The organism is Nitrosomonas sp. (genome assembly GCF_019752095.1).
Classification (GTDB): domain Bacteria; phylum Pseudomonadota; class Gammaproteobacteria; order Burkholderiales; family Nitrosomonadaceae; genus Nitrosomonas.
This window is the reverse complement of the sequence record NZ_JAIEMO010000028.1, coordinates 31,556-45,170: the sequence shown is the minus strand read 5'-3', so window position 1 is coordinate 45,170 and position 13,615 is coordinate 31,556. Positions and strand designations below refer to the sequence as shown.

Sequence of the window (13,615 nt, the reverse complement as noted above, 5' to 3'; positions counted from 1 at the left end):
CATCACTGAGTCCACCGTGCCAGATTCCTGCCAGCAGCATTTTGAACAATAGCAGCCCGGGATAGGCAGGACGGCCTGCGGCATCATATGTGGGGGCATAATGTTCAGCGATTGCTTTTTCTATCGGTTCCCAATCAATCAGGGAATCGATTTGGTTGAGAAAGTTTGCTTTGCGGGTACGGCGGGTGACATAAAACTCTGAAAAACTCATATCAATTAACTCAACAATATGATTTAAAACATTATTATATCATCATCCGCACCTGAAAATGACTCTAACCGCGCAAAGTTCTCAGCTATGTATTATGCCATCAGCCAAAATCATTAGACTGGCGTGTACGCGATGCCAAACCTCATCCTTTGGGTGTTTTGAATGAGGCACTATTTGCTCAAGTGTGCCAAAGGCTGAACCAGATTGTTCAACTTTAACAGACCATTGGGATTTGTTTGCGTCAAGCCGATATTTAATTCCGTAGCGGCACGCAAAATCCATTAGCGCTGCTCGCATAACGCCAGTGTAGGGTGCTTTGCTTATCCTCCGAACGATCTACGATATAATAGCGAATTCGATCTTTTTGTAGCATGTCAAATAATGAATAGAGATTCCCGCACTGCCTTATTGGAAAGTTTGTTCAATCAACGCATCCTGATTCTGGATGGTGCGATGGGGACGATGATCCAGACTTTCAAGCTCTCCGAGGAAGATTTCCGCGGACAGCGTTTTGCTGATTTTCCGCATGATCTGAAAGGAAACAATGATTTGTTGACATTGACTCAGCCGGATATTATTCGTTCGATTCATAGTGGATATCTGGAAGCAGGCGCGGATATTATCGAAACCAATACGTTTAATTCCACTGCGGCTTCGATGGCTGATTATCACTTGCAGGATGTGGTGTATGAGCTGAATGTTGCTGCGGCAAGATTGGCGTGTGAGGCGACACAGGTTTATGAAGATAAAACCCCGGACAAGCCGCGTTTTGTTGCTGGTGTGCTTGGCCCCACCACCAAAACCGCGTCCATTTCTCCCGATGTCAACGACCCGGGGTTTCGCGGCATTACATTTGATCAATTGGTGGCTGATTATACCGAGTCGATTCGCGGGTTGGTTGACGGCGGGGCTGATATTCTGCTGGTTGAAACTATTTTCGATTCACTTAACGCGAAAGCGGCGCTGTTTGCTATCGATCAGTACTTTGTCGATCATGATATACGGCTGCCGATCATGATCTCGGTTACCATCACCGATGCATCCGGGCGCACGCTGTCAGGGCAGACTCCGGAGGCTTTCTGGAACTCGATCAGCCATACCCGGCCGTTATCGGTGGGTATCAATTGCGCCCTCGGTGCGGAATTGATGCGCCCGTATATTGAAGAATTGGCGGGTGTGGCGGATGTGTATACCAGCGTGCATCCCAATGCCGGTTTGCCTAATCCTCTATCTGAAACAGGTTACGATGAATCGCCGGAATACACCGCGAACCAGATTAAGGGCTTTGCGGAAGCGGGCTTTGTCAATATTGTTGGCGGTTGTTGCGGTACTACACCGGCGCATATCAAGGCTATCGCGCAAGCGGTTGTGGATATCGCGCCACGCGAGGTACCCGAAATCCAGAAAAAATTGCGTTTGTCCGGCCTGGAACCGCTGAACATCGGCGATGATTCATTATTTGTCAATGTCGGTGAACGCACCAATGTCACCGGTTCCAGAGCATTTGCTCGTTTGATCCTCAACGATGATTACGCGGAAGCGTTGAACGTGGCGCGCAGTCAAGTGGAAAATGGCGCGCAGATTATTGATATCAATATGGACGAAGCCATGCTGGATTCGCAGAAAGCCATGGTGACTTTTCTGAATCTGTTGGCGGCTGAACCGGATATCTGCAAAGTGCCGATCATGCTCGATTCCAGCAAGTGGACAGTAATTGAAGCCGGTTTGAAATGCGTGCAAGGAAAACCGGTGATCAATTCGATCAGCATGAAAGAAGGTGAAGCAGAGTTTTTTCATCATGCCAAATTGGCGCGCCGTTATGGCGCAGCGGTGATTGTGATGGCATTTGATGAGCAGGGCCAGGCCGATACTTTGCAGCGCAAGGTGGAGATTTGCACCCGCAGTTATCGTCTGCTGGTCGATAAGATTGGTTTCCCACCCGAAGACATCATTTTTGATCCGAATATTTTCGCTATTGCGACGGGAATTGAAGAACATAATAACTACGGCGTCGATTTCATCGAAGCGACACACCGCATCAAGCAGACGCTGCCTTACGCCAAAATAAGCGGCGGAGTTTCCAATGTCTCGTTCTCCTTTCGCGGCAATGAGCCGATTCGCGAAGCGATTCACACCGCTTTTCTGTATCACGCGATCAAGGCCGGTATGACAATGGGTATTGTCAACGCCGGGCAATTGGGGGTGTACTCGGATATTCCAGCGGAACTGCTGGAAAAGGTAGAAGATGTCATTCTCAACCGGCGTGAGGATGCAACCGAGCGCTTGGTTGAATTCGCGGAGAACTTTAAAGGCAAGAAGAAAGAACAGATTGAAGATCTGGCGTGGCGTGATGAGCCCCTACAACAGCGTTTGACGCATGCACTGGTTAGGGGTATTTCCACCTATATTGTGGAAGATACCGAAGCCGCGCGTTTAGAAATCGATAAACAGGGCGGCCGCCCGATCCAGGTAATCGAAGGGCCGCTGATGGAAGGCATGGGCGTGGTTGGCGATTTATTTGGCGCTGGCAAGATGTTTTTGCCGCAGGTGGTCAAATCGGCGAGGGTGATGAAGCAGGCGGTGGCACACTTGTTGCCTTTCATCGAAGCCGAAAAGAAATTATCGGGGGACAATAAGCCTAAAGGGAAAATCGTTATCGCTACTGTCAAAGGCGACGTGCATGATATTGGTAAGAATATCGTTACCGTGGTTTTACAGTGTAATAACTATGAAGTGATCAACATGGGTGTGATGGTGCCCAGCGCGCAAATTCTTGACATGGCGCGGCGCGAGAATGCCGACATCATTGGTTTGTCCGGCTTGATTACGCCTTCTTTGGAAGAAATGGCACATGTCGCTAAGGAAATGCAACGCGAGGGATTCACCATTCCGTTGCTGATCGGTGGCGCAACGACGTCGCGAGTGCATACTGCGGTCAAAATTGCACCACACTATGAAGGCCCAACCGTTTGGGTGCCAGATGCCAGCCGCGCAGTGGGTGTGTGCAGTAATTTGTTATCACAGGATTTGCGGACAAATTATGTGCAAGAAATAAAAAATGAATACGAGAAAGTGCGCACCCAGCACAAAAACAAGAAAGGCCCAGCGAAACTGTTAACACTCACTGAAGCGCGTGCCAATGCCTTCAAGACTGACTGGACAAATTACCAGTCCTATCAGCCGGAACTGATCGGTATCCGTACGCTGAATAATTATCCACTGGAAAAAATTGTACCGTATATCGACTGGACACCGTTCTTTCAGGCGTGGGAGCTTGCCGGACGTTATCCGAATATCCTGCAGGATGAGGTGGTTGGAGAAACAGCAAGCCAGCTATTTCGCGATGCACAAACGATGCTGAAGAAAATAATCGAACAAAAATGGTTGAGCGCCAACGCAGTAATTGGTTTATTTCCGGCCAATTCTGTCGACGACGACATCGAAATTTACACTGATTCGTCACGCAATAAGCTTGCCATGACTTATCATTGTTTGCGACAACAAGATCAGAAGCCATCGGGCAAGCCGAATCGATGTTTGTCCGATTTTATCGCCCCCAAAGAATCAGGAATTCAAGATACGATTGGTCTGTTTGCTGTAGGCGCTGGATTTGGTATTGACGAGCGTGTCAGGGCCTTTGAAGATGCCAATGATGATTACAGTGCGATTGTACTCAAAGCATTGGCGGATCGTCTGGCGGAAGCGTTTGCTGAGCATATGCATGCACGGGTACGGCGCGAATTCTGGGGTTATGCCAAAGATGAGACTCTAACCAACGCGCAACTGATCAACGAAGAATATCGCGGTATCCGTCCCGCACCTGGCTACCCCGCCTGTCCGGATCACACAGAAAAGGGTGCGTTGTTTGCGACATTAAGTGCAACCGCGAACGCCGGTATCATTATTACTGAATCTTTTGCCATGGTTCCGACTGCTGCCGTATCTGGTTTCTATTTCGCGCATCCTGACTCAACGTTCTTTGCGGTTGGAAAGATCGGCAAAGACCAGGTGGAGGACTATGCCAAACGGAAAGCCTGGACGGTAGAAGAAGCTGAACGGTGGCTTGCTCCGGTACTAGCATATGAGAGATAAGCACATGATTCTGTTCTTTATCGATAATAATGGCACGTATCAGTGTCAGTACTTTTATCGGGCATGTCATTAGCGGGTGCTTTCCAATCGACATTTTCTTGTACTCCAAATATCTTATAAGATATAGTTGAGATTAGATTGGGTATATGCCTGATTAATAGTTAAGTTTACGATGACAATTTGTATTTTAGATTTTAATAAATTTCTTGGAGATTATAATGAAATTAAAATTGATGCGCTGCTTGGTAACTTTGCTCGTGATCCCGCTGATGTCTGGATGTTGGCTGCTTGCAGTAGGTGGCGCCGGTGCATATGGCGGCTACAAGGCTAAGGAAGAAGGCTATGAGCTGCGGAATCCTGTCACAAAGGAAAAGAAGATTAAGGCCGAGTGACAGGGAAGCTAGTAGGAAAATTCTGAATTACCACCTGCTTGTCTTGTTCGGATTTTTGTTCAGGCGAGCAGGGCGGGTGTGATAGTATCTTACTCGCTAAACTCTACAGTATGCGATGGCTCATGGTTGAGAGTATGGCGGCTTTTCCCCGTTTGGAGTTTTGCTACTAACCTGTAATAGGTTGAAATAGGAGCAAGGTTACTTTGCAACGTTCACGAAATTTATATCTTCATGAATTGTGAGTCGCAATCCCAATTGCAACAATTCATTCCAGACATCCCCTCGCGCAACCCCTTTAATCATCCGGTCTATTTTCGCGGCATCGGATAAACTCTGCATTAGCGCTTGCAGGCTGATGCGTTTGACCGCAGCTTGTGCTGATTTCTGCCGGTCGCCCCAAATTCTGGTGATCTGTAGTAACTGTGTGAGAGATTGACCCGTGTCGAGGCCCTTGCGAATAGTAATCAGCTGTCGTATTTGTTCAGTCAGAGTGGCGAGAATCAGCAGTGGGGCAGTGCCTTCATCTTGCAAACCAGTCAGGATACGAATAAAGCGTGCGGCATCTGCATTGATCATGGCGTCTGATAATTGAAATGCATCATAACGCGCCACATTCAGCACGGCATCTTTTACTTGCTCGAAAGTTAGGCTGCCGCTGGGGTAGAGTAACGCAAGTTTCTGAATCTCCTGATGTGCGGCGAGCAGGTTGCCTTCAACTTGATTTGCTAAAAATTGCAACGTAGCAGAATCAGTTTTTTGTTGTTGTCTACCAAGACGTTGACCGATCCATTCAGGTAATTGGTTGCGTTCGATGGTATAGACTTGGACTAGAACGCCGGTAGCCTCAAGTGTTTTGAACCACCTTGTTGCTTGTCCTTGCTTATCGATCCGAGGTAGTGTGAGGAGGGAGAGCGTATCGGGAGGCAATGCACTGCAATAGTTCTCGATTGCTTTGCCGCCTTCCTTGCCGGGCTTGCCGGAGGGAATGCGGATATCCATAATTTTGCGATCACCAAACAAAGACAGGTTATTACCGGCATTCAGCAGATCAGACCAATCGAAGTACTGATCCACAGCGAACAGTTCGCGTTCGGTATATCCATGCTGCTGCGCATGAGTGCGGATTAAGTCTGCAGCCTCTAAAATCAGCAACGGCTCATTGCCAAATAGGGTGTACAGCGGTGCGGTTTGCTTTTGCAGGGATTGCGATAATTGATCGAGTTTTATACGCATGGTGATGGGGTATTACCTGAAACGATTACGGCTTTACTGCGTGCTTTCGGCAGGAAACTTAATCGTTGACAAACGCCACAGGATTTGTTGAATGGCATCGGATTGCATGTCTTTTGCCAACAATCTTTCTTCCGATTCTTTGGCAAGGATTTGTGCATCCAGAAACGGCAGAACGCGGGTTAAGGATATTTCAGTATTTGGCATAATTTCAATGCCTCTGTTATCCAGTACACGATAGTTCACCCGGTAAATCAAATTAAAATCCCGTACGCGACCGCCACCAGACAAAGACAAAATAGCTCTTTCATTAACTGCGCTGATAATATCCAGCGTTGCTTCGGCTTCTGCGGTGCTGTCAACTAGACGGGTTGTTGGCGTGGCTTTGATCATGCGCTCCATTTCTATGCCGATCGTATGTCCATCCGGTGCGGTGACATACATGGTTTTGAACGGTAGCACAGCAGCTTGTCCGCGTAACTTAAAACCGCAGGCTGTCAATAAGACCACGATGATCAGAATAATTAGAATAAGTAGATGCTGTTTATGTATGTTTATCATGAGCTAAGGATGCAAATTATTTATACGACGATATTAACCAATTTTCCGGGCACAACAATGATTTTTTTAATAGTTTGTCCTGCGGTAAATTTTTGTATCTGCTCATCAGTCAAAGCGGCTTTCTCCATCGCTTCTTTTTCGGCATCTTTGGCAACACAGATTTGTCCACGTAGCTTGCCATTAACCTGCACAATGAGTCTGATTTCGTCTTGTACCATTGCAGCGTCATCTGCTTGTGGCCAGGGTTGAGCAAAAAGCTCGGTTCCCGGCTTGAGTTCATGCCAAAGCTCATGGCAGATATGTGGAACAATCGGGGAAAGCAGCAGCACAATATTCTCCAGAGCTTCCTGCATCAGGTTACGGCTGGTAGGATCGTTGTCCTGACATTTTGCCAGGCTATTCATAAGCTCCATTACAGCAGCAATGGCGGTATTGAACGTGTGACGACGTTCCAGATCATCCGTTACTTTGGCGATAGTTTGGTGTAGTTGGCGACGCAGGGCTTTGAGTTCCGAGGGCAGCGTCTGGTGTAATGCGGGATCAATCTTGATTACACCAAGCTGGAGATGGAGATAAACCTGCCGCCATAAACGTTTGAGAAAACGGTAAGCGCCATCGACACCAGCATCGGCCCATTCTAATGTTTGTGTCGGTGGGCTGGCGAACATCATGAACAGGCGGGCAGTATCGGCACCATATTCTTGCACCAGGTTTTGCGGATCAACGCCATTATTCTTGGATTTCGACATGGTGCCGATACCGCCCGATTCAACCGATTGGTTATCCGCCAGTAAAATTGCGCTGCAGCGTTTGCCTTGCTCGTCATACTGAATCTGAACTTCGGAAGGATTGTAATAGAGAATCCGCCCTCCGCCGGTTTTGCGATAAAAAATTTCATTCAGCACCATGCCTTGCGTCAGCAGATTGGCAAACGGCTCGTCCACAGCCAATAAGCGCAGATCGCGCATGACTTTGCTCCAGAAGCGCGAATACAGTAAATGCAAAATAGCGTGCTCAATGCCGCCAATGTATTGATCGGCCGGCAGCCAGTAATTAACGCGCTCGTCAGTCATTGCCTGGTGTTGATCCGGGCAAGCATAACGTGCGTAATACCAGGATGAATCGACAAATGTATCCATGGTGTCGGTTTCCCGGCGCGCGGGTTTGCTGCATTTGGGACAGGTGCATTGGTAAAAAGATGGAGTCTTTGCCAGCGGATTGCCCGAACCATCGGGTACCAGATTCTGCGGCAGCACGACCGGTAATTGATCATCCGGTACCGGTACCACGCCGCAATCGGCACAATGAATCAGCGGAATCGGACAACCCCAGTATCGCTGGCGTGAAATGCCCCAATCGCGCAAGCGATACTGCATGCGCTTATTGCCGAGGCCTTTAGCTTCAAGATCGTTAGCAATAGCATCGACTGCAGCATTATAGCCAAGGCCATCGTATTTACCTGAATTAATACAAATACCAATTGCTTTGTTCCCATACCATGCTTGCCATTGAGAGATAGAAAAAGGGATATCAACTCCACTGTCACAACTGCCACTACCATCTCCCGATCCAGCCCCAGAGCCTGTTCCACCCCCATACCTACTTCCATCACCGAAGCCATCTTCTCGACCTTTTGTGATTACTTGCTTAATTGGTAGTCCATATTTTTTTGCAAACTCAAAATCACGTTCATCATGTGCAGGAACCGCCATCACCGCGCCTTCGCCATATCCCATCAACACGTAATTGGCAACCCACACAGGTAGTTTTTGATTGTTGAGGGGATGAATCACGAATAACCCAGTATCCATGCCTTTTTTCTCTTGAGTAGCCAGATCGGCTTCCTTGGCTGAGCCGAGTTTGCATTCTTGAATAAAAGCTTGCAGCGATGGATTGTGTTGGGCGGCATGCAGAGCAATAGGGTGTTCAGCAGCGACTGCCACGTAGGTGGCACCCATCAGTGTATCCGCGCGAGTAGTGAATACTTTCAAGTCTTGCGGCGTACCAGATTCGGTATCGGCGGGGAAGATGATGTCAACACCGTAGCTTTTGCCGATCCAGTTGGCCTGCATGGTCTTGACTCGTTCCGGCCAGCCGGTCAGGGTATCCAGAGCGGTAAGCAGTTCGTCCGCATATTGAGTGATCTTTAGGTAATACATCGGAATTTCGCGTTTTTCCACCGGAGCCCCAGTGCGCCAACCGCAACCATCAATCACTTGCTCATTGGCCAGCACTGTTTGATCAACCGGGTCCCAATTGACCGTGCCGGTAGTCTGATACGCCAGTCCCTGCTCCAGCATACGCAGAAACAGCCACTGGTTCCAGTGATAATAGCTCGGGTCACAGGTAGCAATCTCGCGCTCCCAATCAATACTCAGCCCCAGGCTTTTCAATTGCTTGCGCATGTAGGCAATGTTGTCGTAAGTCCATTTAGCAGGAGAAACATTATTTTGCATCGCAGCATTTTCTGCAGGAAGACCGAACGCGTCCCAGCCCATCGGTTGCAATACGTTGAAGCCCTGCATACGGCGGTATCGGGACAATACGTCACCGATGGTGTAATTTCGTACATGCCCCATATGCAACTTGCCGGAGGGATAGGGAAACATCGACAAACAGTAGTATTTAGGTTTCTCAGGAATTTCGATTGCTTTGAATGCGGATGTTTGCTCCCAATATTGCTGCGCGTTCTTTTCGATTTCCTGGGGGTGATATTTTTCTTGCATGGACGTGGAGTTTTTACTTTTACTTAAGATAGCTAATTATAGCGTGAAGTATTTAGATGAATTGTGTCTATTATTGGCTCTTGTTGATAGCAGTGATATTCGGTTGGTCCTATACGGGATTCTTTTTAGCACAATAACCCCCCGTTAGAGTTTCACCCTAAATGCACTGCCTCAATATTCTAAGATCGCTTACATTGTTGAATACCCCCCAACTGTCCTAATCAACAGGGTTAGTCCAAACGAAAGCCAATTTTAAGCTTCACTTGATAGTGTGCAACTTTGCCATCAACGATATGCCCGCGTGTTTCCACTACTTCAAACCAATCCAGATTACGTACGCTTTTGCCAGCTTTCGCAACCGCTAGCTGAATGGCATCATCGCTGCTTTTGGTTGATGAGCCAACAATTTCAATGATTTTATAAATATGATCGTTCACTTTGGATCCCCTATGCTATTGTTAAGAACTGAGTTATATCATATTCTTGGTTATCCACTGCATTAGTCTTTGTGTTCATTATTAACCAAAAGTATTTACATACCCTTGTGTTTCACAAGTTGTATCATGGTCAGAATGAGATGAAATTCCGCTGATCCAACGTACGGAGAATATTAATTATGAAGTTCAGATTATTACTAATTCTATTCATTTTCATTTTACTCGCGGCTTGCGCGACCACGCCCACGGGGAGAAGCCAACTGGCTTTCATGCCTGACAGTGAGCTTGATGCGATGGGGTTGCAGGCATTTACAACGATGAAGAATGAAAAATCAATTAACCAGAATACGCGAGAAAATCAGTTTGTGCGTTGCGTTGCAAATGCTATTACTCGTGAAGTTGGTGGAGATTGGGAAGTGGTGGTGTTTGAAGACGATACGCTGAATGCATTTGCTTTGCCGGGAAATAAAATTGGCGTCCATACTGGGCTGGTTGATCTTGTCGATAATCAAGATCAGTTAGCTTCCGTGATCGGTCATGAGATTGGTCATGTGATGGCGAAACACAGTAATGAACGGATGTCGCAGAAATTAGGGGCGCAAATGGGAATGTCCATTATCGCAGCGGTCGCTGCACCGACTACTCCCATGGGACAAACCGCATTAGGCTTGCTTGGAGTCGGCACACAATATGGCTTGATTATGCCGTTTAGTCGCTTGCATGAAAGTGAAGCCGATGAGATTGGTATCGAATTAATGGCAAAGGCTGGATTTAATCCTGCGGAAAGCATTACATTATGGCAGAAAATGGCGCAGGCCAGCAAAGGGGAACAACCGGCAGAGTTTCTGTCGACTCATCCGTCCCATGAAACCCGAATTGATGATTTACGGGCGCTCCTACCTAAGGCCAGCAAGATGATGCAGCAAGCACGTGCAGCCGGCAAGAATCCCAATTGTAAAAAATAACAGCTTATTATCCAGGCTCTGATTCATCCGCTGGGAAATCCAGTTCAACTTTTGCACCGTCTGGGTCATGACAGAATAATTGCCAGATTTCCAATCCTTTGAGGCGGTGCAATTCATACTCGATATTATATTGTTTTAAAGTGTTAACTACGGCTTGCAGATTGGATGCGGTGAATGCCATGTGATCGATGACGCCAGCAGCATTGGCGGGCATAGGTCTGCCCGCCATGATGTGCAGTATCGATCGATCCCCAACATAAAGCCATGCACCCGGAGATGCAAGAGGTGGGCGATAACCTTCTTTAAGCCCCAAGATATCGATGTAAAAAGCCTTGCTTCTTTCTAAGTTACTACTTAATACCGTGAAATGATTCATGCCTGCGATAGCCATTTTGTAGTTATCCTTTGTAACTATAAACTTAGATTATATCGTGCGTAATAAAATAATTCGCTGTGTAGTGAATTAACCAATTGAATGAGAACGAAACATTCGAAAAAATCATTTAATTGTGATCATTAATCAATAATCTTTTTATAGCTATTATTTTTACAGATATAAAGTGATTTTGTTCGCCTGTTCCCAGTTTGATTGATTACCGATTCTATTAAAATCTGCAAACTCATTTAAGAAAGTATTCCTTTTTCCGTAAATCATAACCTGCGAACTCGCATAAGGTTCGTGTTTTTCATATAGAAGATGGAGTGAGATTTATGTTGCAAGAACGAATCGCAAGTTTAGCAGATAGTCATTTAAACAACGAGTTTCTAACTTTTTGCCTAGGAAAGGAAGAATATGGGATAGAGATTCTTAAAGTACAGGAAATTCGTGGTTATGATGCTATTACTCAGATTGCCAATGCGCCTGATTTTATCAAAGGTGTAGTCAATCTGCGCGGAATTATCGTGCCCATTATCGATATGCGGATTAAATTTAAGCTAAGTGATGTAACGTATGATCAATTTACCGTGGTAATTATTTTAAATGTATTCGGGCGTGTCGTAGGGGTCGTAGTGGATGGTGTGTCAGATGTAATTACTTTGGAAGCAGAACAAATGAGGCCTACACCAGGATTAGGCTCAGTAATTGATACTGATTACATTATGGGGCTCGGTGCCGTCGGCGAACGTATGTTGATATTGATTGATATCGAGAAACTGATGAGTAGTAGTGGCATGGAGTTGATTGAGCAAAGCATAGATTGATGAGATTCTGATAAGTTTTTCTATAGATTAGGAACGAACTGTGGATTTTAAGGAGGTTTTTATGTTGAAGAATATGACGATAAAGTCGAAACTGGCGTTGGTAATAGGAATGTTGTCGGTATTGTTGGTAGGTGTTGGTGCCCTAGGTTTGTATGGTATCGATCAGTCTAATGATGGTTTAAAGACGGTTTATGAAGATCGTACGGTAGTTCTGGGAGATTTGAGTTTGATACTTGACCGGATGCATCGCGTTCGTCTCAACGCAGTAATGGCAGCTAATATGCAAGATGTTGCGGTTGCTAAGCAGCGTGCTGCAATGACAGCTGAAAGGGATGCTGAAATCAATGCTACATGGCAGAAATTCATGGCTACTTACTTGACGCCTGAAGAGGAAAAGTTAGCGAATGCTTTTACACAGCAATGGCCGATATATAAAGAAGCCCGTGACCGTACAATGAATCTGGCCATGGCAGGGAATTTTGAGGCGGCGGCTGAGAATGCTACAAATGATGCGACGCCAAGTTTTGATGCAGTGCATCAAACTATGTTTGATTTGATTGAATTGCAGTCAAAAGTTGCAGGTCAGGAATATGCAGAAGCGCAAAGCAATTTTAATTTTGTGTTTACGATGACCGGTGCTGCCATAGGATTGGGTGTGGTTCTGGCGATTATTATGGGTTTAATTTTGATTCGTGCCATTGTGGGTCCGCTAAATGAAGCGGTTATGGTTGCAAATGCAGTAGCATCGGGTGATTTGACTAGCCGAATTGAGGTCAATTCAACCAATGAAACCGGACGTTTGTTGCAAGCGCTCAAAACCATGAACGAAAACTTGATCGAACTAGTCAGTAAAGTGCGTACAGGAACTGATCAGATTGCTACGGCCTCTGGTGAGATTGCCTCAGGCAATACTGATTTGAGTCAGCGTACCGAAGAACAGGCATCTAGCCTAGAAGAGACTGCATCTTCCATGGAAGAATTGACCTCTACCGTGAAGCAAAATGCCGATAATGCCCGTCAAGCCAATCAGTTGGCGGCAGGAGCATCTGAAGTTGCAGTAAAAGGTGGAGCTGTAGTTGGCCAGGTAGTGCAAACTATGAGTTCAATTAATGAAAGCTCCAAGAAGATTGTGGATATTATCAGTGTCATAGATGGTATAGCATTTCAGACTAACATTCTGGCGCTGAACGCTGCAGTAGAAGCGGCGCGTGCAGGTGAACAAGGTCGTGGTTTTGCGGTAGTGGCTACCGAAGTGCGCACGCTGGCGCAACGTTCAGCAGCGGCGGCGAAAGAAATTAAGGAATTGATCAGTGATTCAGTAGCTAAAGTAGAAGATGGGACTCGTTTGGTGGATGAGGCTGGCATCACGATGGATGAGATTGTAATTGCGGTTAAGCGAGTAACCGATATTATGAGTGAGATCTCAGCGGCATCTCATGAACAAAGTTCAGGTATTGAGCAAGTAAATCAGGCTGTGACGCAGATGGATGAGGTTACGCAACAAAATGCGGCTTTGGTCGAAGAGGCCGCCGCAGCGGCCGAGTCCATGAGTGATCAGGCGCAAGCTTTGACTCAAGCAGTCAGTGTCTTTAAAATATCTGGCGGAGCTGGCTATACACAGGGTATGCCAATTAAAAGGAATAATCGTCCTGCATCAGTTGCTAAGTTACCAAATAGAGTGCCTACGAAGAAAGCAGCGGTGAAGTCCGACGAGGATTCCGTCTCAATACAGTCACGTAAAGTTGTGTCCGGTGGTGGTGGAGATGATTGGGAACAATTTTAGTACGAAGCTAATCAG

At 46.6% G+C, this 13,615-nt stretch carries 10 protein-coding genes and 1 pseudogene; 5 read left to right on the top strand and 6 right to left on the bottom strand.

Annotation, left to right across the window (positions count from 1 at the left end):
• Positions 1–211 (bottom strand): annotated as a pseudogene (locus tag K2Q13_RS09080) (IS5/IS1182 family transposase); the annotation flags it as partial.
• A gap of 381 nt (positions 212–592) precedes the next feature.
• Between K2Q13_RS09080 and metH the strand changes: the two are divergent.
• Positions 593–4,303 (top strand): methionine synthase, encoded by a 3,711-nt coding sequence (gene metH, locus K2Q13_RS09075; protein WP_292920744.1) that lies wholly within the window; start codon positions 593–595, stop codon positions 4,301–4,303.
• Positions 4,304–4,521: 218 nt separating this feature from the next.
• Positions 4,522–4,695, top strand: coding sequence for a hypothetical protein (locus tag K2Q13_RS09070; RefSeq protein ID WP_292920743.1), 174 nt, complete (start codon positions 4,522–4,524; stop codon positions 4,693–4,695).
• A 198-nt stretch (positions 4,696–4,893) separates the two neighbouring features.
• On the opposite strand, the gene holA is transcribed toward K2Q13_RS09070, so the two are convergent.
• The 4 genes from holA to K2Q13_RS09050 all read right to left on the bottom strand — a co-directional run bounded on the left by holA (position 4,894) and on the right by K2Q13_RS09050 (position 9,649).
• Complete coding sequence (holA, locus tag K2Q13_RS09065; RefSeq protein ID WP_292920742.1) at positions 4,894–5,928, bottom strand: DNA polymerase III subunit delta; 1,035 nt, start codon at positions 5,926–5,928, stop codon at positions 4,894–4,896.
• Between the two features lie 33 nt (positions 5,929–5,961).
• Positions 5,962–6,486 (bottom strand): LPS assembly lipoprotein LptE, encoded by a 525-nt coding sequence (gene lptE, locus K2Q13_RS09060; RefSeq protein ID WP_292920741.1) that lies wholly within the window; start codon positions 6,484–6,486, stop codon positions 5,962–5,964.
• A 20-nt stretch (positions 6,487–6,506) separates the two neighbouring features.
• The gene (gene leuS, locus K2Q13_RS09055) at positions 6,507–9,212 is read right to left on the bottom strand and encodes a leucine--tRNA ligase (RefSeq protein WP_292920740.1); all 2,706 of its coding nucleotides are present in this window, start codon (positions 9,210–9,212) and stop codon (positions 6,507–6,509) included.
• A gap of 230 nt (positions 9,213–9,442) precedes the next feature.
• A complete protein-coding gene (locus K2Q13_RS09050) occupies positions 9,443–9,649 on the bottom strand; it encodes a dodecin (RefSeq protein ID WP_292920739.1) in 207 nt (68 codons plus the stop codon).
• A gap of 179 nt (positions 9,650–9,828) precedes the next feature.
• On the opposite strand from K2Q13_RS09050, the gene K2Q13_RS09045 reads away from it, so the two are divergent.
• Entirely contained in the window at positions 9,829–10,614 is a 786-nt protein-coding gene (locus K2Q13_RS09045; protein ID WP_292920738.1) for a M48 family metallopeptidase, read from the top strand.
• A 7-nt stretch (positions 10,615–10,621) separates the two neighbouring features.
• Here the strand turns inward: K2Q13_RS09045 and K2Q13_RS09040 are convergent, their stop codons facing one another.
• Positions 10,622–11,005, bottom strand: a complete 384-nt coding sequence (locus K2Q13_RS09040) for a VOC family protein (protein WP_292920737.1) — start codon at positions 11,003–11,005, stop codon at positions 10,622–10,624.
• Between the two features lie 320 nt (positions 11,006–11,325).
• Between K2Q13_RS09040 and K2Q13_RS09035 the strand changes: the two genes are divergently transcribed.
• Positions 11,326–11,817 carry a chemotaxis protein CheW gene (locus tag K2Q13_RS09035; RefSeq protein WP_292920736.1) on the top strand — a complete coding sequence of 164 codons (492 nt, stop codon included), beginning with the start codon at positions 11,326–11,328 and terminating at the stop codon, positions 11,815–11,817.
• 61 nt (positions 11,818–11,878) lie between these two features.
• Entirely contained in the window at positions 11,879–13,600 is a 1,722-nt protein-coding gene (locus K2Q13_RS09030) for a methyl-accepting chemotaxis protein (protein WP_292920735.1), read from the top strand.
• Positions 13,601–13,615 lie beyond the last annotated feature (15 nt).